The following is a 21500-nucleotide window of genomic DNA, read 5'->3' on the forward strand; positions in this document are numbered from 1 at the left end:
ATGCCCTTCAGAACCGTGCCAGCGAGCCCGGCACCAGACTCGGCGCCCGGCCGGGCACTACTGACTTCGGAATCGTGGCTGATTCTACCAGACCGCTAGCCTCGGCGTTCGGCAGGCATGGTAGTCTGAATTCTCTGCAGGAGACATTCGATGGCCACCGGCCGAAATGACCCATGCCCGTGCGGGAGCGGGCGCAAGTACAAGCAGTGCTGCCTCTCGAACAATGAGCAAGGCGAAGCCAGGTGGCGGGCCTGGCGCGAGGCCGAAAGCGCCGTGGTCACGGCGGTCATAGAGTTTGCCGGTGACACGTGGGGCGAAGCGTTCCTGAAACACGCGTTCGAGGAGTTCTACGCCGGCTCGCCGGACCCGGAAGACCCTATGACGCGCGGCCAGTGGGAACAGCTCTTCCTGCCGTGGTTCGCCTTTGATTTCATTCCCCGGCCGCCGAAGCGCGCGAAGCAGACGGCGTCGTGGCCGGTGACCACGCTGGCAGAAGCGTATCTGAGTGCGCATGGCCAACACGTCCCGGCGGCGGAAGTGCGCTTACTCCGAGCCGGGATCGAGGCGCCGCTCAGTTTCATGGTCGTCACGTCGGCAGAGGCGGGCAAGTCGGTCGATCTCAGGGACATCCTGCTGGGGGATGTCCATCACGTGGTGGAGCGGAGCGCCTCAACGAGTCTTCGCCCCGGACATGTCGTCCTGAGTCGCGTGATCGCGGATGGTGATCTCGCGATCATGTCCGGGCTGGGACCGTTCCCGCTGTTCCCGACAAGCCACCAGACGGTGATCAACTACCGCGAGAGATTCCTTCGACCGGGTGGACCCGTCACTCGGACGGCCGTGAAGGCCGCGGCGCCGGAAGTCCTCGGGCTCTACCACCGGCTGGTCCACGAGGTGCTGCACCCGGCACCGCTGCGACTCCAGAACACCGACGGCGACCCGCTAGCGCCGGCGACGCTGGAGTTCAAAGTGCGGTGCAGCGTGCGCGACGCGTTCGACCGTCTCAAGTTGCTCACACTGGCGAACGACGACGACGAATTGCTGGACGATGCGTCGTGGTCGGAGTCGGGTGAATTGACCGCCGTCGACTTGGTCTGGAGCAAGTGGGGGAACAAGCTGCACCGTGAATGGGACAACACGACGCTTGGCAACCTCTCGTTGTCGCCAGGGCAGTTGAGCGTGTCCGTGAATTCGACGAAAAGGGCCCGGAAGATCAGGCGCCTCGTCGAGAAGCATCTGGGAAGCGATGTGCTGTTCCTGCGAGAGACGATTGAATCTGTTGATGCCTTGCTCGAAGCCGCGAAGCACGGTGGCAGTCCTGGCGATGACGCTAGTGCGGGGCCAAGCTTCGAGGACACGCCGGAGGCCCGGGCCATGCTCGACGAGATGAGCCGGCGTCACTGGGAGGCCTGGTTTGACGAGGAGATTCCAGCGCTCGGCGGCGTCACCCCGCGCGAGGCCGCGAAGACCCGGCTCGGCCGCGAACGTCTGGAAGCCCTTCTGGCCGAGTACGCATGGCGAGACGAGGCCGGGCCGCGCAACCAGTTCAAACCGGAGGTGGCGTGGCTGCGGGAGCGCCTGGGCCTGCCGGGCGTGTAAGGGCGGGCCCCGGTGCCCGCCCAAGGGCAACCACGGGGCGTTGCCCCTACGACAGCAATCGCGCGAGGAAGTCCGGGTGCAGCGCCCAGCCGAACAGCCCCGCCAACCCCCATCAGCACGCCGAACGCGGTGGGTACCAGCGCCAGCCAGAACAGCCATGTCTTGTGCGTCAACGCGGTCAGGGCGAGCAGCGCGATCGCGGGCGGAGATGGAGAATCGCCTTCACTGAAATCCGCGCAAACGAAGCAACGCTGCGTCAACCGGACACGCGAGGCGTCGTCACCGCGTTTGTTCTGCCCCCGTCGTTGAATTGTCCGTTCACTGGAACCCAACCCCGCCGGAGGTGTCTCATGCGGACAATTGGTATCATCTCATTGGTCGCGTCAGTGGTGGCCGTGGCCGTCCGTCCAGTCCCCCGCAAGCTGAAGTGTCAGAAACGGATAGGTAACACCGTCTGTGGAGCGTCACGTCACAGGCATGCGGAGAATCGAATTGCTGGCAGATCTAGGCAATCAGTGGTGGCCACGGCGCGAATTGGTGCGCCTTTCGAACGTCAGGGCATGACTTTCCGCCAGAATCCCGGTCTAACTAAGCTGGTGTCGGTTGATGTCATCTACGTGACGATGCCGAGCACGGAACTTCTCAGAGCCTAATGAAACTATTGTTCAAGCCAACAGTTGTCGTATCAGCGTTCAATTTCGTGGCGCTGATCATCTCCTTTGCGTGTCAACTGATTGTCGCCGCCACCTTCGGTACCCGCGCGCAAATGGACGCGTATCTCGCGGCATCGGCGTTGCCCACCGTGATCGCGGCTACGCTGAGCGGCCCGGTGGCGTTCGTCCTCATCCCGGCCATCATGCGTCGTCGGTCGTCCGGAGGGCTGGCGGCAGGATGGCAGGTTGCCAGCGGCGTCCTGAATCTTGCCGCATTGGGGCTCGGTCTGCTCACGGTGGTGGGCATGCTCTTGCGCCGCTCCTTGATGGGAATCATCGTTCCAGGCCTCACGCCGGCGACGAGCGCACTAGCCGCCGAGCTCTCAATGATCCTCTGGCCGACGGTGCTGTTCGTAGGACTGAGTTCGATTCTCATCAGCTTGATCCAGGCCGAACAACGGTTCACCTGGCCGGCTTTTGTCCCGCTGGTTGGTTCGGGACTGCAACTGATTATCCTGCTCCAGTTCGGAAGCCAATTGGGAATAAGGGGGCTGGCCGCGGCGGTCCTGGTAAACAGCATCGCGCAACTGGTCCTGCTCTTGCCGGCAGCGTTTCGGAAGGGACGGTACAATCTCCTGGCTGGTTGGCACTCCTCTGCGGGGAGGGGGGTCATCTACACGCTCATCCCTGTGGCTGGCGGCCGCATCCTTCTGGATGCGTCGATCTTGATCGACCGGTACCTCGGGTCCGAAATGGCGTCCGGGAGTATCGCTCAACTCAATTACGCCAGCAGAATACCGACGGTGGCGCTGACTCTGTTCTCGGCAGCCTTGTCGATCACGATCTTCCCGACGTTCGCCAGAGAGGCTTCTGAAGGCGATCTGGCCGGACTTCGGCGGACGTACTGTGCTTCAATCCGGTACTCATCGTTGTTCTACTTCCCCGTCGTGGTCATCCTCTGCGTCCTTTCGAGGCCGCTGGTTGCCACGTTGTTCGAGCGCGGGGCGTTTCGACCGTCCGACACGGCGGTTATCGCCGCCATTCTGCCGTGGTACCTGGTGTCGATGGCGGCGACAACCCTGAAGAATATTTCGTGTCGAGTGATCTACGCACTGAATGAGCCGAGACTTATGGCGGCCTTGAATGCGGCGTCGGCGGTTGTGTACGGACTTGTGGCAGTGTTTCTGGTGCGCAAGTGGGGCATCTTCGGGATTCCAATCGCGGCCGCCTTCACCGGTTGGCTCTTCTACCTCGCACAGTTTGTGATTGGCTTCTTGAAGACGGGCCGCGTCCTGGAAGCCGGCTTTCTTACGGACATCGCCCGAATCACGCTCGCGGCCTTGGCTGCTGGTGCCGCCAGTTGGTCGGTGCAGCGTCTCTCGACATTGCCGGACCCGGTTCTGCTGGTCGTCAGTGGGCTGACTGGCCTCGCCGCGGATGCGGCAGTACTGCTGCTCTTGCGCGATCCAGAAATGACGACGTGCCGCCGCTATATAGAGAGTGGTTTCCGTCGGGCACTAACGTCTTGGTGATGCCACCCGACAGATGGACGGTAACGCCCGCCCGTCTTCAGCCCGTTTGTCTGTCGACTGTGGCAACCGACCCGACCTCGACAACAGAGAGTGACCCAGTAGTTCTGACGGTAGCGGGTGAAACCGCGCCAACGAAGGCCATCTCCCCGCCTTTCCCCGCCGGCCTCCTGAACGCGTCTGGTTGCAGCCAATCACTCGCCCCAGAGAAACGTCCGCCTAGTCTCGTAGCGTGCTCGGGATTGGGGGTTTGGGATTGGGGATTCGGGGTCTCGGAGTCGGGGTTCGGGAGTCGGGGTTTGGGAGGGCTGGTTGACGGGCGAATTCCCGGGACCGCCGGGCTCCGTCCCGGCCACGCTGGAGCGTGGCGATCCCGAGGACGATTAGGACAGCAATCGCGCGAGGAAGTCCGGATGCAGCGGCCAGCCGAACAGCCCCGCCAACCCCATCAGCGCGCCGAACGCGGTGGGTACGAGCGCCACCCAGAACAGCCACTTCTTGTGCGTCAGCGCGGTCAAGGCGAGCAGCGAGATCGCGAGCGCAACCAGCGCGTCCGAGAGGTCGAACTGATCGTCGCGGTAATTGAGCGCGTCGTAGGTCTTCTGATCCTGTTCGGCCTGCTTCCGCAGATCGTCTTTTTTCTGCGACTGGTCGGCAACCAGCTTCTCGTAGGTCTTGATGGCCTCGCGGTACTTGTCGAGCTGGGATGCAGGCGCGCCCTCGACGGCGAGCAACAGTTGCGCCAGCGTCGCCCTGCCAACCTCCTCGCGGATATTGCGCGCCTGGTAGAAGTTCCAGTGGTCGAGCTTGTCGGCCTGGGCCTGTTGCATCGCCTGAACGATGTTGTCGTCCTTCACCTTGCAGACGCCGAGAAACGTTGCGAGCAGCGCCACCGTGATCGCCACCCACGTGCTGAGGCGGGCCGAGTCGGCCGCCGACGCGCGGGCCTGTTCTTCGGATGCATTGGTCGCGGATTCCATGGGGTCGAGGTCCATTGCTCCTACCCTACCTTCCGGACGATGAAGCACTTGAGGTAGTAGGTCTCCGGCACGCCGAGCAGCACGGGGTGGTCGCGCGCCTGCATGCGCTTTTCGACGACGACGACGCGGGCGCGGGCGTCGATGGAGGCCTCGTAGACGATCTGGCCGAACGTGGCCTCGTCTATGTTGTACGAGCAACTGCAGGTGACAAGCGTGCCACCGGGTTTCAGGATCTTCAGGGCGCGCAGGTTGATTTCCTTGTACCCCGCGAACGCCTTTTCGACCGCGTCCTTACTCTTGGCGAACGCGGGAGGATCGAGCACCACCATGTCGTAGCGCTCACCCGCCCGTTCGAGACGCCGCAGTTCGTCGAACACGTTGACGCAGTGCGCCTCGATGTTGGTGATCTTGTTGCGTGCGGCGTTCCGCGCGATGTGGCCGACGGCTTCTTCTGACACGTCGAGCGCCGTCACCTGATCGCAGCAATCCGCCAACTGCAGGGCGAAGGCGCCGTGATAGCTGAAACAGTCGAGCAGCCGGCCGCGGGCGTATTGCCGCGCGGCAATCCGGTTTTCGCGCTGATCGAGAAAGAGCCCCGTCTTCTGCCCGTGCCACAGGTCCACGTCGTGCTCGATACCGCCCTCGCGCACCGTCACAAGCGGCGGCACCTCGCCAGCGAGCAGCGTGACGCACTGCTCGAGGCCCTCGAGTTGGCGCACGCGCACATCATGTCGCGCGAGAATGCCCGCGGGGGCCAGCGCGTCCTGCAACATCTCCACGATGCGAGGCAGCAGGCGCTCGGTCCCCTGGGAGAGCGCCTGCACGACGAGGTGGCGGTCGTATTGATCGACGACGAGCGACGGCATCAGGTCGGCCTCGCCGTGCACCAGCCTGAAGGCCGTCGCATCGATCGCGAGTTGTCGGCGAAAAGCGATGGCCGCATCAAGCCTGGCGCGCCACAGATCGGGCCCGGCCGGCGCCTCGCCAATCGTGAGCAGCCGCAGCGCAATCTGCGACTTGTCGCTGAACAGGGCGTGGCCGAGGATCCGGCCGCGCGGGTTCACGACAACCACCGTATCGCCGCCCTGTGCCCGCACATCCGCAACATCAGTGCGGTATATCCACGGATGTCCGGCGCGCGCGCGATCTTCGCCGCGGGCGGTGACGACGACTTTGGGTTCGACGGGGTTGCTCACGGTTCAGTTCTACCTGGGAAACCTGACCATCATGACAGAAAGAAAAGGGGTTTTCTCAGGGGGCCGCGCAGATCAGGTAAAATTCGGGGTTGTGCGCATTGCCATTGGCTCAGATCACGGCGGCTTCGACCTCAAGGAACACCTCTTGCACCTGCTGGACGAGTTGAACGTCCCGTACGAGGACTTCGGCACCTTCACGCCGGATCCGGCCGACTATCCCGACATCGCCGCGCCGGTGGCCCGCGGCGTCGCCGACGGCACCTTCGAACTGGGCATCCTGATCTGCGGTACCGGCATCGGTATGTCGATCGCGGCCAACAAGATCCCGGGCGTCCGGGCCGCGCTTGTCACCGACGTCGAAACCGCCCGCCTGAGCCGCGAACACAATGACGCCAACATCATGACGATTGGCGGACGCACGACGCCGGTCGATCGCGCCCGCGACATCGTTCGCACTTTTCTCCAGACCCGTTTCGACGGGGGCGGCCGCCACAGCCGCCGCGTGCAGAAGATCGCCGCGCTCGATTGCAAGGACTCATAAGCCATGGATACCAGCACTCTCATCGCGGCTCATCGCCGCTCGCTCCGCGATACCGATCCCGACATCGCACAGGCCATTCGCAACGAAGTGAACCGCCAGGCGTCCGGTCTTGAACTGATCGCCTCAGAGAACTTCGTCAGCAACGCGGTACTTGAGGCGGCCGGATCGGTGTTCACGAACAAGTACGCCGAAGGCTATCCAGGCCGCCGGTATTACGGCGGCTGCGAGTACGCCGACGTGGTCGAACGCCTCGCCATCGAACGCGCGAAGGCGCTGTTCGGAGCGGATCACGCCAACGTGCAGCCCCACTCGGGCGCGCAGGCGAACATGTCGGTGTACTTCACGCTGCTGAAGCCCGGCGATACGGTCCTCGGCATGAACCTCTCGCACGGCGGCCACCTGACGCATGGCCACCCGCTGAACTTCTCCGGCAAGCTCTACAACATCGTCGCCTACGGCGTGCGCAAGGAAGACGAGCGGCTCGACTATGACGAACTCGAGCGGCTCGCCATGGCGCACAAGCCGAAGATGATCATGGTTGGCGCGAGTGCGTATCCGCGCGTGATTGATTTTCCGCGCTTCCGGGCGATCGCCGATCGGTCAGGCGCGGTGATGGTGACCGACATGGCGCACATCGCCGGACTGGTCGCCGGCGGCGTGCACCCCAGTCCCGTGCCGCATTCGGATTTCGTGACGACTACCACACACAAGACGCTACGCGGTCCCCGCGCCGGCATGGTGTTGTGCAAGGAAAAATACGCCAAGGATCTCGACAGGAGCGTGTTTCCGGGCGTCCAGGGCGGGCCGCTCGTGCACATCATCGCGGCCAAGGCGGTGTGCTTCAAGGAAGCGGCGGAACCTGCGTTTGCCGCGTATCAGAAGCAGATTGTCGCCAACGCGGCACGCCTCGCCGCCGTCATCGCGTCTCACGGCTTCAGACTGGTATCGGGTGGCACGGACAATCACCTCATGCTAGTCGACGTGTTCTCCAGAGGCGTCACCGGCAAAGCAGCGACCGCCGCGCTTGGCAAGGCCGGCATCACGGTCAATCAGAACACCATCCCGTTCGATCAGAATCCGCCGCTTGTCGCCAGTGGCATCCGCGTCGGCACGCCCGCCGTCACGACCCGCGGCATGGCCGAAGCCGAGATGGAGGTCGTGGGCGACCTGATCGCCCGCGTGCTGGCCGGGCCCGATGACGAGCACGTGCACACGATGGTCCGGGCCGAAGTGGAAGCACTGTGCAGAAAGTTCCCCCTGTATCCGGACAAGCTGATCTAGCAGCCGCCGTCGATCAGGTCTTCGCCGGCGACGGCCCTCTGGCGCGAGCCGTGGCCGAGTTCGAGCCACGGGAGGGCCAGCGCGACATGGCCGCGGCGGTCTCGCGCGTCTTCGCGCGCGGCGGTGTGCTGCTGGCCGAAGCCGGCACGGGCACCGGCAAGACGCTGGCCTACCTGGTTCCGGCCATTCTCTCCCGCCAGCGCGTTCTCATCTCGACCGGCACCAAGAACCTCCAGGAGCAGATCTACTTCAAGGACCTGCCCATTCTGCGCGAGGCCCTGGGCCTGCCCTTCACGGCCACCTACATGAAAGGGCGTGGCAACTACCTGTGCCTCCACCGACTCGCCACGTGGCGCGATGACGTCGAGGCTGGCTCGCCGGCTGACCGCCTCTATCTGAAGCTGGTGGACGACTGGGCAGCCACCACCGAGACGGGCGATCGGGCCGAGATCCAGGACCTTCCGGAAGATGTCGCGTTCTGGAGTGATATTGCCGCCACGGCAGAAAACTGCATCGGCACACAGTGTCCGGAGTACGACGACTGCTTCGTCACGCTCATGCGTCAGCGTGCCGCCCAGTCTGACGTGGTCATCGTCAATCACCACCTGATGTGCGCGGATGCCGCAGTGCGCCAGAACGCCTATGGCGAGGTGATCCCGGCATGTCCGCTGGCGGTGATAGACGAGGCGCACCAACTGGAGGATGTGGCGACACAGTATTTCGGGTTTTCGATCAGTAACTATCGCTTCGACGAGCTGACCCGGGATTTCGAGCGGCTGTTCGCCTCACGCGAGATCGCCGACCGGGAAGGCCAACTGGGACGAGCGCTGAACCGGGTTGACGACCGCGCGCGGCTGTTCTTCTCGGCGCTCGCATTGGCCAGGCACGACTATCCGCCATTGGCCAACGCGTTCACCGGCCCTGGTGGCGAAGACCGCGCGAGAATCTCGCCGGACATGCTCGAGCCCGTGCGGGAGCCCGGACGGTACCTCCTCGACGCGCTCACCGGTCTTGAAGCCACCGTCGCACTCGCGCGCGAGTCATCCGAAGACCTGCATGCCATCGGCCGCCGCGCCGCCGAACTGCGCGATGAACTCCGCTTCCTGCTCGATGCCAACGACCGAGACTACGTCTTCTACCTCGAGTTCCGGGGGCGCGGTCTGTTCCTGCGTGCCTCACCTATCGATGTCTCCACGCTGGTTCGCAACCTGCTGCTCGATCGTTTCGCGGCCACGGTGCTCACGTCAGCCACGTTGACCGTCGAGGGCAGGTTCACCTACCTCCGCAGCCGCCTTGGGGTGGAGCGCGCCGAAGAACTCCAGCTCCTATCGGAGTTCAACTACCGCGAGCAGGCCATCCTCTACCTGCCACCGCGGATGCCGTCGCCCAAGACGCCCGCCTTCGCGCAGGCTGCCGCACGCGAGGTGGTGGGCATCCTCACGCGCACGCAGGGTCGGGCATTCGTGCTGTTCACCAGTTACGCGATGCTCAGACTGGTGCAGCCGGTCGTCGAATCGGCGCTCGACTACCCGATCCTGGTCCAGGGCACCGCGCCGCGTTCGGCGCTGCTGCGGCAATTCCGTGAGACGCCGCATTCGGTGCTGCTGGCGACGTCGAGTTTCTGGCAGGGCGTGGATGTGGTGGGCGATGCCCTGAGCTGCGTGATCATCGATCGCCTGCCGTTCGCCTCGCCGGGTGATCCGGTCATTGCGGCTCGCATTGATGCGATTGTTCAACGTGGCGGTGACGGCTTCGCGGACCTCCAGGTGCCGCTGGCCGTCCTGACGCTGCTCCAGGGTCTCGGGCGGTTGATCCGCCACCGGCGCGACCGCGGCGTCCTCGCGATTCTCGACCCCCGCATCACGACGATGCCCTATGGACGGCGGTTCCTGGCGTCGCTCCCCCCCGCTCCCGTCACCTCCGATATCGAGGACATCGTCAGGTTCTTTGCGGACGCCCAACGCCCCGCTTGACGGATTGCCGCCGCGGGTCGCTCAAAAGGCCAGAATTTCTGTGTGTTTCCCGTTGGTATGTCATGTGCAGATGAATGGGCTGGCGGTTTCGCCCGGCGCCGCCTTTGATGTAAACTGAGCCGGATTGACTCTCGTGTTTTGGTAGTTCTTTCAACGTCCTGCTCTCTTTTTTCCTACGGAGGAGCGCTATGCTTCGCCTCATCTCCGGCCGCCGCCTGCTGGTATTCGCCTTGATGGCGATGGTGGCCGTCTCGTTCGCAGCCCCTGTGTTTGCTCAGACCGGCGCCCTCAAGGGCAAGGTCGTCGATCCCAAGGGTAAACCGGTCGATAAGGCCGTCATCCTGATCGAGTACGCCGACGGCATCAATTTCAAGGTCGACACCAAGACCAACAATAAGGGCGAGTTCATCCAGATTGGCCTTCGGCCCGGCAACTACAAGGTGACGGCCTCGACCAAGGAGTTGGGTGCGCAGGCGTTCAATGTCCGCGTCACACTTGGTGATCCCCGCGACGTCAATTTCATCCTCGGCGGCGTCAACAACGCGGCGGCGGCGGAAGAAGTCGTCAAGACCGCAGCGCTCAAGAAGACGTTCGAGGACGGCGTGGCCGCGAGCAAAGCAGGTAGCCTACTGCTCAGCGGCGACCCGCAGGCCGTGGGCAACATGAGCAAGGAAGAAGCCGCGAAGGCAGGTGCGGCGAAGTTCGACGAGGCCGTCACCAAGTTCACAGAAGCCGCCACCCTGGTGCCGAAGTGCTTCGACTGTTACTACAACGTCGGCTTCGCGCACATGCAGAAGAAGGAGTACGACAAGGCCGAAGAGGCCTTCAACAAGTCGATCGAGTTGAAGCCGGACTATGTCGAGGCGTACAACGGGCTGGCGACGGTGTACAACGCCCAGAAGAAGTTCGACAAGGCCGGGGAAGCCAGCCAGAAGGCGGCCGACCTGGCGGCGGCGGCCGGACCAGCCGGCGGCAGCGGCGGCGTGGATGCCGAGTACAACAACGGCGTCATCGACTGGAACGCGGGCAAGATCCCGGAGGCCCAGGCCCACTTCGAGAAGGTCATTGAACTCAAACCCGACCATGCCGAGGCGCACTATCAGCTGGGCATGGCGTTCCTCAACCAGGCGAAAATGCCCGAAGCGATCGCCATGTTTGAGAAGTACCTGGTGCTGGCGCCGCAGGGACCGAACGCGACGACGGCCGCAGGTATCCTGAAGCAGATCAAGAAGTAGCGCAGAAAGGTGGAGTCCTTGTCGCTGCAGGACGCCATCGCTGCCAGTCTCGCCGAGATTCGAAGCCGGCTGACCCGTGCCACGGAACGGGCCGGCCGACTTCCGACTGATGTTCGCCTCGTTGCCGTCTCCAAGACCTTCCCCATCACCCACGTCCTGGCCGCCCACGCCGCCGGCCAACGGGTCTTCGGCGAAAATCGGGTCCAGGAAGCCCTAGAGAAGATCAGCCTATCGTCCGATACATCAATCGAGTGGCATCTGGTTGGCCACCTGCAGACGAACAAGGCCCGGAAAGCGGCGTCCTCGTTCGCGTGCATCCATTCCATTGACAGCGTGGAACTTCTGCGCCGGGTGGATGGGGCCGCTGAGGAGGACGGGCGTCAGCCCGAACTGCTCATCCAGGTCGACCTGGCGGGTGAACCAACCAAGCACGGCACGGCGGTCGACGCGCTGCACGCCATCTTCGAGGTGGGTACGGCGTGCCGGGCCGCACGCGTCACCGGGCTTATGGTGCTGCCGCCGTTCATGGACGATCCCGAGGATGCCCGCCCGTACTTCCGGCGGCTCCGCGAGATTCGCGATGAACTGGCGAGCCGTGGTGTTCCCCGTTCGATGCTCCATGAGCTGTCGATGGGCATGAGCCATGACTTCGAGATTGCCGTCGAGGAAGGCGCGACTCTCGTCCGGGTCGGTACCGCCATCTTCGGTGGCCGCGGCTAGGGCACTTTCAGCCTTCAGGAGACCGGCATGAACGTCACACCGCTCGACTTGCGCCAGCAGCAGTTCCGCTCCTCGATGCGCGGTTACGACCGCGACGAGGTCACGGCATTTCTCGCGGAAGTCGCCGCCGACTACGAGGCGGCCCTGCAGGAAGCCGACCGGATGCGGCAGGAGGTGGCGCGGCTCGAGGGCCTCGTCAACGAGCACCGCGAGCACGAGCGCAATCTCCGCGACACGCTGCTCACCGCCCAGCGCCTCGCCGGCGAAGTGAAGGAAGCGGCCCATCAACAGGCCGCCGCCGTTGTGCGCGAAGCCGAGGGGCGCGCCGATCTGATTCTGGAAAAGGCGCAGGCCAGGGTCGAGGATGTGCACCGCGAGATCGACGGGTTGCGGATGAAGCGGCGCGAAGTCGAGACGTCGGTCGAGTCGTTGGTTGCGTCGCTCACCAACACGCTCGACTTTATTCACGATCAGGATCGGCGCGACCGCGACGACAAGATCGCCATCCATCGTCCCCGCCAGGCGGACGGCCGCGAGGGCGTGTCGATCTGGGGTCAGGATCGCAAGGAGCGCGAGGACCTGCCGCACACCGTCGCCGTCGCCGTCCCCGTCGAACGCCGCGCGTAGCACTACCCGGCGTCTGCCGGAGGCGGGCGCCGGTACTGAGTGGTACAATTACCCCCATGCACGGCCAGGCCGAGCCATCGGACGAACAACGGTGGATTGAGGAGTTTGAGGCCGCGGCGAGGCGGCCACTCCCTCTGCGCGTTCGCTATGCGTTCATCAAGACGTACCGGCCTGTGCTCGACGACGAGCCGTTTCGCGCGTTTGACACGATGGAAGACTACCGGCGCTGGTGCGAGACCAACCTGCCAGATTGGCTTGGCTATGGCCGCGTTTGAGTACGCCCAGGCCGAAGAGATCCGGGACGCTTTCGCCCGCCATGGCGTCCGATACCTGTTCATTGGGAAGTCCGGCGCGATCCTGCTCGGATTCCCCGACACGACCCAGGACGCGGACCTGTTTGTCGAGCGCACCCCGGAGAACGGCGAAGCGCTTGTCGCCGCGATCAGGGGATTGGGGTTTGACTTGTCCCCCCAGCAAGCGACTGAGATCATCAGCGGCAAGGACTTCGTCCAGCTAAAGAACGGGCCGTTCGACCTGGATCTCGTCTTCGCACCCGACGGGATCGAGCGCTTCACGGACGCATGGAGCCGCCACATCGACGTCGAAGGATTTCCGGTGTGCCACCCGGACGACATTATTGCGAGCAAGGCGGCGACCAACCGCGTCAAAGATCGGGAGTCGTTGCCGAGATTGAGGTCGTTCCGCGATTACTGGATCCGCAGCCGCTCATAGCCTGGCGCTCGGTTCTTTCCCACAGACTTGCTTCTCGGGAGACGATGCCCTTGTCCTGCGGGTGCGCCGCGGGATCAATGCGGTGGGATTGAATCGTCCTGCTCACGCGTCCGCCACGGTCCGCTGGCACCTGTCGAGAGCGCGTGGCCAACTCTGCCGAATCCTCAGTTGAGCGGGAGGAATCTTAGATGTCCAGCACACGACGCCTTTCACCTGAGCAACTACGGGAGATGCTTCAGCGCGGCGATCCCGCCGGGGAGGACCACGCGCTGACTCTGGAAGAGCGGCGCGGAGTGCAGGATCACGTGCGCTCGGTGGCGTCGGCGCCAGTTCGGCGGCCGTGGCGATGGGTAACCCTCGCTGCCGGTGCATGCACGGTTGTCGCCTTGGTGGTCGTCGCGATGGGACCCTGGCGATGGAGCGGATGGCCCCGAGGCGACACGCCCGTGGTGACCGTGTCGTTTCGACCGGCTGTCGACGATCCCCAGCCCGTCCGGCAGCTCCATCTGACCGGCAGCAACGGGACTCGCATCATCTGGATTCTCAATCCTGACGTTCCGTTCTAGATGCAATCATGAGGAGACAACCGATCATGCGTCTGACAACTCTCCGTCGTCTCACTGGTTCGTTGGTGCTCGTCCTCTTCTCCGCGGGAACAGCGGCCGCTGGATTGGCTCAGGACAACCCAGTCAGCCCCCAGGCTGTCGCTCAGACACCAACGCCTAGCGGCGTAGACCGCAGTTGGCGCTTGGTCGCCACGCAGAAGTCCCCCTCCGATCAGTCGGCGGAAGCGAAGGGCTTCTACCTCGTCTTGTTGCTTGCGCATGCGAAACCTGGCACAACGGTCGAGGGATTGTCGGCGCGAGAGATGAACGCGCTGAAAGATGCGAGCGAGTTTCTTCCGTACAAGAGCTACCAGGTGCTGGACCGAGTCCTGGTCAGGGGTTCCCGCGCGCAGACGGTTCGCATGCAGGGACCCGCCGGTCGCGAATACTCCGGCACCCTCGACGTGGGACCTATGTACCCGCCGAGCGACCAGGAGGTCTACGTCAAGGTCAATCTGACTGACGGACAAACCATCGGCAGCGTTCTCAAGACGGAATTCAAGATTCGGTTGGGGGAAACCGTTGTTGTGGGAACTTCCAGGGTCAAGGGCACCGACCAGGCGCTCGTGCTCCTGCTGACCGCCCTGCCCTCGGGGGAAGTTCGCGAGCCGGGCGAGGTCTACAAGCCCGGCAACGGCGTGTCGATGCCAGTATTGGTCGCTGAGGTCAAGCCGCAGTACACGGCCGAGGCCAAGTCCGCCAAGATTCAGGGGACCGTTATGCTTGAATGCGTGGTCCTCACTGACGGCAAGGTCGGACACTGCGGCGTGCTCCGGTCGCTCGACCCAGGCCTGGATCAGCAGGCGATCAAGTCTGCGCAACAATGGACCTTCAAGCCAGGTATGAAGGACGGGCGGCCGGTCGCGACACGAGTCGAAATCGAACTCACGTTTTCTCTTCGCAATTAGGCGTTCCTCGACTCGGGCAGCGCGCTACTTCGGACAGTCTCGTCACCACCTCCGAAGCGTACGCCGCTTGGAGGCTAGGTCAGAACTGCGGCGAATCTCCGAAGTAGCACGCCAGCCGAAGCGCAATGTCCGTCTTTCCCACTGACAGGCTTCTCGGGATACGATGCACACGTACCGGGGGTGTGTGGTGGGATCTGTCATCATCAGAAACGCGAAGACGGTGATCACATGTGCGGGATCCGCGCCCAAATGCGGTCCCGATCAGGCAGATGTCCGCCCCATCGCCGGCGGCGCGGTCGTCGCGACCGACGGCCTCATTGCGTTTGTCGGGACGACGGCGGAATGCGACAAGCGCTACCCTGCCCGCGACGGCTTCGACGTCATCGACGCATCGGGATGCACGGTCCTGCCGGGCTTCGTCGATCCACATACCCACGTCGTGTTTGGCGGTGATCGCCGTGACGAACTGCGACGGCGGCTGGCCGGTGCCACGTACGCCGAAATCGCCGCCTCGGGCGGCGGGATCCTGTCGACGGTCCGAGCCACCCGCGCAGCCTCCGAGGAGGACCTCGTCGCCGCGACCTCCGAGCGGCTCGATCAGATGCTCCGATGCGGCACGACGACATGCGAGGCCAAGAGCGGCTACGGGCTCGAGACCGACGCCGAACTGAAAATGCTCCGCGTCATCCGGCGCCTCGACCAGCGGCACGCCATCGATCTCGTGTCGACCTTCATGGGTGCCCACGAAATCCCCATCGAGCATCGTGCGAATCGCCGCTTCTACATTGATCAACTGGTCCGGCAGATGATTCCTGCCGCGGCACGCGACGGGCTGGCCGAGTGGTGCGACGTGTTCTGCGAGGCCGGCGTCTACACACCCGAAGAATCGACGGAGATCCTCCAGGCCGGCAAGCGCCATGGGCTGAAGGCGCGCATCCACGCCGACGAACTGGAAGAAAGTGGAGGTTCGCTTGTCGCGGCCGCTGTCGGCGCGCGGTCCGCCGACCACCTCCTGTACGTCGCGCCGCGCGGCATTCACGCCATGAAACAGGCGGGCGTGGTGGCCACACTGCTGCCCATCGCGGCGTTCTACCTGAAGCTTGGGAGATACGCACCGGCCAGAGAACTCATCGAGGCGGGAGTACCCGTTGCGCTGGCCACCGATCTGAATCCGGGCGGCGGCTTCTCGCCGTCGATGCCCTTTGCGATGTCGCTCGCGTGCTTCTCGATGCGGATGACGCTCGAAGAGGCGCTCGTCGCTTCCACAATTAACGCGGCCTACGCCATCGACCGGCACGACCGGATCGGCAGCCTCGAAGTCGGCAAACAGGCCGACATGGTGATCGTCAACGGTGAAGCGGTCGATCTGCTGAAGGTGGGTGTGCCGGCCATCCGGATGGTCATCAAACGTGGCGAGGTTGTGGCACAGGGTTCGTAGCAAACCTCCGGCTCACACCACCGAGGCCTCTCGCCGCCAATCGGCGCTGGACGAGGCGTATCTGGTCCGTCATGCCGGCGAACGCCGGAATCCAGCCGTGTACCTCTCTGGATGCCGGCTTCCGCCGGCATGACGATCTCGATGTGACATCCGTTCTTTCGCCGGGGTGACGAAGAATTGCTGTATTCGGCAGGATACCCCTGTGGAAAATGCCCACATTCGGCAGGATGTCCCTGACGATATCTAGTACGACGTCGAATCCAGCTTCACCTTCCCACGGAAGACCCAGTAGATGCTGACGGTGTAGGTCAGCACGAGCGGAATCCCGATGAGCGCCATGATCAGCATGATCCACAGCGTCTTCGGGGAGGACGCCGCGTTGTAGATCGTCAACTGTCTGGCCGGCTCCCACGCATTGACGAGCGTCGGGTACATGCCAACTCCAACCAGCCCGAACAGTCCCAGCACGGCGCACGAAGACGACAGGAACGCTTCCCCAAAGCGAAGGTGGTGGATGGCGCGCGGCACGTTCGCGATGGCCAGCATCGTCAGCACCGGCAGCGCGAACAGCACGGGGCTGGCCTTGATCGCCGCCGTCATCTCCGGCCGGTAGATCAATGTGGCCATCGTCGTCGTCGCATAGCAGATCAGGAAGAAGATGATCGTATTGGGGATCCACCCCTTCACCATCTCCTGGGTGTCGCCATCGGTCTTCAACATGAGGTAGATCGCCCCGTGCATCATGAACAGCGCGACCGTCGTGACGCCCGTGAGCAGCGCGTAGGGAGTCAGGAGTGACAGGAACGACCCTGCGAACTCTCCGGCCCCATCGAGCGGAACGCCCCAGATGATGTTGCCGAACGCCACTCCCATCAGCAGGCTGGATGCGACCGAGGCGATGGCGAAACTGCGATCCCATCCGCGCCGCCACCACGCGCCGGGCTGTTTGCTGCGAAACTCGATGGCCACGCCACGAAAGATGAGCCCGACGAGCAGCAGGATCATCGCCACGTAGAATCCCGAGAACACCGTCGCGTAGACGATGGGGAACGCAGCAAACAGCGCTCCGCCACCCGTCACCAGCCAGACTTCGTTACCGTCCCACACGGGGCCAATCGCATTGAAGAAGATCCGGCGCTGCTCGTCCGTCCTGGCGAACAGGTGCAGCGCACCCACGCCGAGGTCGAATCCGTCGAGCACGGCGTACCCGGCCAGCAGGGCGCCAACCAGCAGAAACCACACGGTGTTCAGATCGAGGCTCATGCCGATACCCTCACGCCCGATGACCCTCTCCGCCCGGGTGATCCTCGGCAAGCGGGCCGTGCTGGATCTTCTCGTTGAGGAGGAACAGGAACAGCACAAACAGCAGCGCGTACACCAGCGTGAACAGCACGAGCGAGAAGATAACGTGCGACGAGTGGACGACAGGCGACAGCCCGTCGATGGTGCGCATCACCCTGTAGACGATCCAGGGCTGGCGGCCGATTTCAGCGGTGGCCCACCCGAGTTGGTTGGCGATCTGCGGCCCAACCACCGCGCCGACAAAGATCCAGAGCAGCCACCGGGTTCTGAACAGCCTGCCCTTCGGCAGAAATGCCACGCCGCACACCACCACCGCCGCTAGCATCGTCCCAATCGCGACCATGACGTGAAACGTCTGGAACGTAGCGTTGAGCGGCGGGAGATCGTCCTTTGGAAACGCCTTCACGCCGGGGATGGGCGCGGTGGCATCTCCCGCAATCATCCTGCTCAACAGACCAGGAATCTCCACGCCCGTCACGCGCTGGTTCGCGCCATCAACCCAGCCGAGGATGTGCAGGCCGGCTGGCGCCGACGCCTCCATCACGCCTTCCATCGCGGCGAACTTCTCCGGCTGATGTCGCGCGACCAAGCGGGCGGACCAATCCCCGGTGACGATCGACGCGAGTGCCGCCACCGCCGCCAGCGCGAGGCCGAGCCGCATCGACGCTCGAGCAAAGGCCTCGTGCCGCCGCTTCAGGAGGTAGTACGCGGCAATGGAAAGCACGAAGAACGCGCCAGTTGCCCACGCGCCGACGATGGTGTGCAGCAGGCGATCAACGCTCGACGGATTGAACACGACCGCCCAGAAATCGGTGATTTCCGCCCGCGGCCGGCCAGCCGCGTCGGCGACCACATGGTAACCGGCTGGCGTCTGCATCCACGAGTTGGCCACGATGATCCAGATCGCGCTGAAATGCGCGCCGAGACACACGGCCACCGTCGACAGGAAGTGCAGACGCGGCCCAATCCGGTCCCAGCCGAACAGGAGCAGCGCGAGGAACCCGGATTCGAGGAAGAACGCGAAGAGGCCTTCGGCGGCCAGCGCGCTCCCGAACACGTCACCGACGAAGCGTGAGTAGGCCGCCCAGTTCGTGCCGAACTCGAACTCCATGACGATGCCGGTCGCGACGCCGACGGCGAAGACCAGGCCGAAGATTCGGGTGAAGAACCGCGCCATCTGGTGGTAGATCGGGTTCTTCGTGGCGAGCGACATCGCCTCGATGACCACCAGCATCATCCCGAGGCCGATCGAGAGCGGCGGATAGATGTAGTGGAACCCGATGGTCAGCGCAAACTGCAGGCGAGCCAGCACACCGACGTCCACAGTGGAACCCCAGGGAGCAGGAAAAAACTTACTGGACTACCTGATGCGAGCGCCCGACACGTACCAGCTCTGAACCTTGACCGCGAACGCCCAATTGTAGCGGTACCAGGGCAGCACCTGCACGAGCCGCGTGTAGGCGACGTCGATGTAGATGTGGTCCGCCGTCTTGCGGATGCTCACGCGGGCAGGATCAATCCGGATGCCCAGCTTGGTGGCTTCTGCGACCACCGCGGTGCGCACGGCGTCATCTCCCTGGTCGGCGCCGAACTCAGCGAGCTGCCGAACGGCGTCTTCGAGCTTGAAATGGTCCAATTGGGCGGAGGCGGCCTGCCAACAGCCGTACACCACAAGCGCGACGACGGCGAGCCTGATCAGCCTGCCCATATCAGTGAATCTGGTGCAGCAGACGACCCCAGCGTGTGCTCGTCAGGACGCTGAAGAGTCCACCGGCGTCGGGGTCATAGGACCAGTAGATCACCAACGCCTGGCCCTTGATGTTGTCGCGAGGCAGGAACCCCCAGTAGCGCGAGTCCTGCGAATTGTCGCGGTTGTCACCCATCACGAAGAGCGATCCGGCCGGCACCGTCTCCGGGCCGTAATGATCGCGGACGTCTTCGGAGGTCACCTCCGCCAGCGTGCCGCCTTCGGGGCGTGGAAGGTAGTGCGCATACGGTTCGTCGAGCGGTCTCCCGTCGATGTGGATCCGGTGGTTCTTCAGCTCGACCGTCTCCCCGGGCAGGCCGATGACGCGCTTGATGAAGTCGCGCTCGGGGTCTGTCGGAAACTTGAACACCACAATATCGCCCCGCCGGACCTCCCGGGTGGGCAGAACCGCGCGTTCGACTGCCGAACTTGTCGGTGAAAACACGAACTTGTTGACGAGCAGATGATCGCCGATCAGCAGGTTGGGCTCCATCGATCCCGTCGGAATCTTGAACGCCTGAACGACAAACGTCCGAATAAACAGCGCCAGGATGACGGCGATGACAATCGACTCGAAGTACTCACGGGCCACAGACTTTCTGAACTCGGGCACCTATTCCTCCGTTCCCATCTTGAGCACGGCGAGAAACGCCTCCTGGGGAATTTCCACGCGGCCCACGCGTTTCATGCGCTTCTTGCCTTCCTTCTGCTTCTCGAGCAGTTTGCGCTTGCGCGAGATGTCGCCACCGTAGCACTTTGCGAGCACGTTCTTCCGCATGGCCTTGACTGACTCGCGGGCCACAATCCGGCCGCCGATCGCCGCCTGGATGGCCACCTCGAACATCTGCCGCGGAATCAGCTGTCGCATCTTCTGTGCCAGCGCCCGTCCCCGCTGATAGGACGCATCCCGGTGCACGATGGTCGACAACGCGTCGATCGGGTCGCCATTGACCAGAATGTCGAGCTTGACCAGCGGCGATTCCCAGTAACCGCTCACATGATAGTCAAGCGACGCATAGCCGCGCGAGATGGTCTTGAGCCGATCGTAGAAATCGAGCACGACCTCGTTGAACGGCATTTCGTAGGTGATGAGGACGCGGTCGGTGGAAAGATACTCGAGCGATTTCTGCACGCCGCGTTTTTCCTGACACAGGTTCAGAATGCCACCAACGTGTTCGGACGGCGTCAGGATCATCGCCTTGATGACGGGCTCTTCGAACTTCTGAATCCTCCCGACGTCGGGCAGTTTGGCCGGACTGTCGATCTCATGCACCTCGCCATCGGTCGTCGTCACGCGATACAGAACGCCCGGGGCTGTGGTCACCAGGCTCTGGTCGAACTCGCGTTCGAGCCGCTCCTGCACGATCTCCATGTGCAGCAGGCCGAGGAACCCGCACCGGAATCCGAACCCCAGCGCCGCTGACGTTTCCGGCTCGTAGAAAAACGACGCGTCGTTGAGGCGCAGTTTCTCGAGCGCGTCCCGCAGTTCCGGGTACTCGTGTCCCTCCACCGGGTACAACCCCGCGAACACCATCGGCTTCAACTCGCGGAAGCCCGGGAACGGCTTCACGGCCGGGCGGGACGCCTCCGTGACGGTGTCGCCAAGCCGCGCATCACTCACCTTTTTGATCGCCGCCGTGATGAACCCGACTTCGCCGACGCCGAGTTCGTCCATCTCCACGGGTTTGGGCGTAAACGCGCCCACCTGCTCGACCTCGTACTCCTGCCCTTCGGCCATCAGGCGAATCTTCATGTGCGGTCGAATCACGCCATCGATCACACGAATCACGATGACGACGCCCCGGTACGGGTCGTACCAGGAGTCGAAGATCAGCGCCTTGAGCGGGGCGGCCGCATCGCCTTCCGGTGCCGGGAGACGCTCGACAATCGCTTCGAGCACTTCGTGCACGCCGGTGCCGACCTTCGCGCTCGCGAGGATCGCGTGCGACGGGTCGAGGCCGATGATGTCGGCCAGCTGCCGGCGCGATTCCTCGGGCTGCGCGCTGGGCAGGTCGATCTTGTTGATGACGGGGATGATCTCGAGGTTGTTCTCGACGGCGAGATACGCGTTGGCGAGCGTCTGCGCCTCAACACCCTGCGAGGCGTCGACGATCAGCACGGCGCCCTCGCAGGCGGCGAGCGACCGGGTGACCTCGTAGGAAAAATCGACGTGCCCGGGCGTGTCGATCAGGTTGAGCACGTACTGATGACCGTTATCCGCGTCGTAGGTCAGCCGGACCGGGTGGGCCTTGATCGTGATGCCGCGCTCGCGCTCGAGATCCATCGAGTCGAGCACCTGCGCCTCGATCATCTCGCGCGGCTGGAGCGCGCCGGTGAATTCGAGGAATCGATCCGCCAGCGTCGACTTGCCGTGGTCGATGTGCGCGATGATCGAGAAATTCCTGATGTACTGCTGATCCATCTCGGTATGCGG

The 21500-nt window shown here is 63.8% G+C and carries 20 protein-coding genes; 13 read left to right on the forward strand and 7 right to left on the reverse strand.

Translation table 11 applies throughout. The annotated features are described in order from the left end of the window. Window positions 1–150 precede the first annotated feature (150 nt). Complete coding sequence (locus NT151_00955; GenBank protein ID MCX6537492.1) at window positions 151–1599, forward strand: SEC-C domain-containing protein; 1449 nt, start codon at window positions 151–153, stop codon at window positions 1597–1599. 652 nt (window positions 1600–2251) lie between these two features. Continuing rightward, window positions 2252–3784 (forward strand): oligosaccharide flippase family protein, encoded by a 1533-nt coding sequence (locus tag NT151_00960; protein MCX6537493.1) that lies wholly within the window; start codon window positions 2252–2254, stop codon window positions 3782–3784. Between the two features lie 380 nt (window positions 3785–4164). Here NT151_00960 and NT151_00965 read toward each other — a convergent pair whose 3' ends face one another. Further along, on the reverse strand, window positions 4165–4776 hold the full coding sequence (locus NT151_00965; GenBank protein MCX6537494.1) for a DUF4337 domain-containing protein: 612 nt from the start codon (window positions 4774–4776) through the stop codon (window positions 4165–4167). Between the two features lie 5 nt (window positions 4777–4781). Continuing rightward, window positions 4782–5957 (reverse strand): class I SAM-dependent rRNA methyltransferase, encoded by a 1176-nt coding sequence (locus tag NT151_00970; GenBank protein ID MCX6537495.1) that lies wholly within the window; start codon window positions 5955–5957, stop codon window positions 4782–4784. Window positions 5958–6048: 91 nt separating this feature from the next. Between NT151_00970 and rpiB the strand changes: the two genes are divergently transcribed. From rpiB to hutI, 11 genes are all read left to right on the forward strand, one after another. Continuing rightward, entirely contained in the window at window positions 6049–6498 is a 450-nt protein-coding gene (gene rpiB, locus NT151_00975; GenBank protein ID MCX6537496.1) for a ribose 5-phosphate isomerase B, read from the forward strand. A 3-nt stretch (window positions 6499–6501) separates the two neighbouring features. Next, a complete protein-coding gene (locus NT151_00980) occupies window positions 6502–7779 on the forward strand; it encodes a serine hydroxymethyltransferase (protein ID MCX6537497.1) in 1278 nt (425 codons plus the stop codon). Continuing rightward, window positions 7740–9752 (forward strand): ATP-dependent DNA helicase, encoded by a 2013-nt coding sequence (locus NT151_00985; protein MCX6537498.1) that lies wholly within the window; start codon window positions 7740–7742, stop codon window positions 9750–9752. The genes NT151_00980 and NT151_00985 overlap by 40 nt, the downstream gene beginning before the upstream one ends. 188 nt (window positions 9753–9940) lie before the next feature. Further along, window positions 9941–10987 carry a tetratricopeptide repeat protein gene (locus tag NT151_00990; protein MCX6537499.1) on the forward strand — a complete coding sequence of 349 codons (1047 nt, stop codon included), beginning with the start codon at window positions 9941–9943 and terminating at the stop codon, window positions 10985–10987. Between the two features lie 9 nt (window positions 10988–10996). Beyond that, the gene (locus NT151_00995) at window positions 10997–11707 is read left to right on the forward strand and encodes a YggS family pyridoxal phosphate-dependent enzyme (protein ID MCX6537500.1); all 711 of its coding nucleotides are present in this window, start codon (window positions 10997–10999) and stop codon (window positions 11705–11707) included. A 27-nt stretch (window positions 11708–11734) separates the two neighbouring features. Beyond that, complete coding sequence (locus NT151_01000; GenBank protein ID MCX6537501.1) at window positions 11735–12334, forward strand: DivIVA domain-containing protein; 600 nt, start codon at window positions 11735–11737, stop codon at window positions 12332–12334. A 56-nt stretch (window positions 12335–12390) separates the two neighbouring features. After that, window positions 12391–12609, forward strand: coding sequence for a hypothetical protein (locus NT151_01005; GenBank protein ID MCX6537502.1), 219 nt, complete (start codon window positions 12391–12393; stop codon window positions 12607–12609). Then, the gene (locus NT151_01010) at window positions 12596–13066 is read left to right on the forward strand and encodes a hypothetical protein (protein ID MCX6537503.1); all 471 of its coding nucleotides are present in this window, start codon (window positions 12596–12598) and stop codon (window positions 13064–13066) included. Before NT151_01005 ends, NT151_01010 begins: the two co-directional genes overlap by 14 nt. Window positions 13067–13254: 188 nt before the next feature. Then, the gene (locus tag NT151_01015) at window positions 13255–13632 is read left to right on the forward strand and encodes a hypothetical protein (GenBank protein MCX6537504.1); all 378 of its coding nucleotides are present in this window, start codon (window positions 13255–13257) and stop codon (window positions 13630–13632) included. A gap of 26 nt (window positions 13633–13658) precedes the next feature. Beyond that, complete coding sequence (locus NT151_01020; GenBank protein MCX6537505.1) at window positions 13659–14579, forward strand: energy transducer TonB; 921 nt, start codon at window positions 13659–13661, stop codon at window positions 14577–14579. Window positions 14580–14742: 163 nt separating this feature from the next. After that, window positions 14743–16017, forward strand: a complete 1275-nt coding sequence (gene hutI / locus NT151_01025) for an imidazolonepropionase (GenBank protein MCX6537506.1) — start codon at window positions 14743–14745, stop codon at window positions 16015–16017. A 243-nt stretch (window positions 16018–16260) separates the two neighbouring features. Here hutI and cydB read toward each other — a convergent pair whose 3' ends face one another. From cydB to lepA, 5 genes are read right to left on the reverse strand one after another with little or no spacing between them, the layout of a single operon-like run. Beyond that, window positions 16261–17280: a cytochrome d ubiquinol oxidase subunit II gene (cydB, locus tag NT151_01030; GenBank protein MCX6537507.1), complete on the reverse strand. Its 1020-nt coding sequence runs from the start codon at window positions 17278–17280 to the stop codon at window positions 16261–16263. A 10-nt stretch (window positions 17281–17290) separates the two neighbouring features. After that, window positions 17291–18631 (reverse strand): cytochrome ubiquinol oxidase subunit I, encoded by a 1341-nt coding sequence (locus NT151_01035; GenBank protein ID MCX6537508.1) that lies wholly within the window; start codon window positions 18629–18631, stop codon window positions 17291–17293. A 48-nt stretch (window positions 18632–18679) separates the two neighbouring features. Continuing rightward, window positions 18680–19027, reverse strand: coding sequence for a hypothetical protein (locus NT151_01040; protein ID MCX6537509.1), 348 nt, complete (start codon window positions 19025–19027; stop codon window positions 18680–18682). A 1-nt stretch (window position 19028) separates the two neighbouring features. Further along, window positions 19029–19679: a signal peptidase I gene (lepB, locus tag NT151_01045; GenBank protein MCX6537510.1), complete on the reverse strand. Its 651-nt coding sequence runs from the start codon at window positions 19677–19679 to the stop codon at window positions 19029–19031. Beyond that, window positions 19680–21488 (reverse strand): translation elongation factor 4, encoded by a 1809-nt coding sequence (gene lepA, locus NT151_01050; GenBank protein ID MCX6537511.1) that lies wholly within the window; start codon window positions 21486–21488, stop codon window positions 19680–19682. Window positions 21489–21500 lie beyond the last annotated feature (12 nt).

The sequence above is a fragment of the Acidobacteriota bacterium genome (assembly GCA_026393675.1).
GTDB lineage: Bacteria > Acidobacteriota > Vicinamibacteria > Vicinamibacterales > JAKQTR01 > JBAXOX01.

Excerpts from the sequence above, each read along its gene's own strand:
- NT151_00965 (MCX6537494.1), bottom strand. The coding sequence starts at position 4,776 with ATGGACCTCGACCCCATGGAATCCGCGACCAATGCATCCGAAGAACAG.
- NT151_00990 (MCX6537499.1), top strand. The coding sequence starts at position 9,941 with ATGCTTCGCCTCATCTCCGGCCGCCGCCTGCTGGTATTCGCCTTGATG.
- cydB (MCX6537507.1), bottom strand. The coding sequence starts at position 17,280 with ATGAGCCTCGATCTGAACACCGTGTGGTTTCTGCTGGTTGGCGCCCTG.
- NT151_01020 (MCX6537505.1), top strand. The coding sequence starts at position 13,659 with ATGCGTCTGACAACTCTCCGTCGTCTCACTGGTTCGTTGGTGCTCGTC.
- NT151_01015 (MCX6537504.1), top strand. The coding sequence starts at position 13,255 with ATGTCCAGCACACGACGCCTTTCACCTGAGCAACTACGGGAGATGCTT.
- hutI (MCX6537506.1), top strand. The coding sequence starts at position 14,743 with ATGCACACGTACCGGGGGTGTGTGGTGGGATCTGTCATCATCAGAAAC.
- lepA (MCX6537511.1), bottom strand. The coding sequence starts at position 21,488 with ATGGATCAGCAGTACATCAGGAATTTCTCGATCATCGCGCACATCGAC.
- NT151_01010 (MCX6537503.1), top strand. The coding sequence starts at position 12,596 with ATGGCCGCGTTTGAGTACGCCCAGGCCGAAGAGATCCGGGACGCTTTC.
- NT151_00980 (MCX6537497.1), top strand. The coding sequence starts at position 6,502 with ATGGATACCAGCACTCTCATCGCGGCTCATCGCCGCTCGCTCCGCGAT.
- NT151_00955 (MCX6537492.1), top strand. The coding sequence starts at position 151 with ATGGCCACCGGCCGAAATGACCCATGCCCGTGCGGGAGCGGGCGCAAG.
- NT151_01000 (MCX6537501.1), top strand. The coding sequence starts at position 11,735 with ATGAACGTCACACCGCTCGACTTGCGCCAGCAGCAGTTCCGCTCCTCG.
- NT151_00960 (MCX6537493.1), top strand. The coding sequence starts at position 2,252 with ATGAAACTATTGTTCAAGCCAACAGTTGTCGTATCAGCGTTCAATTTC.
- NT151_01005 (MCX6537502.1), top strand. The coding sequence starts at position 12,391 with ATGCACGGCCAGGCCGAGCCATCGGACGAACAACGGTGGATTGAGGAG.
- NT151_01040 (MCX6537509.1), bottom strand. The coding sequence starts at position 19,027 with ATGGGCAGGCTGATCAGGCTCGCCGTCGTCGCGCTTGTGGTGTACGGC.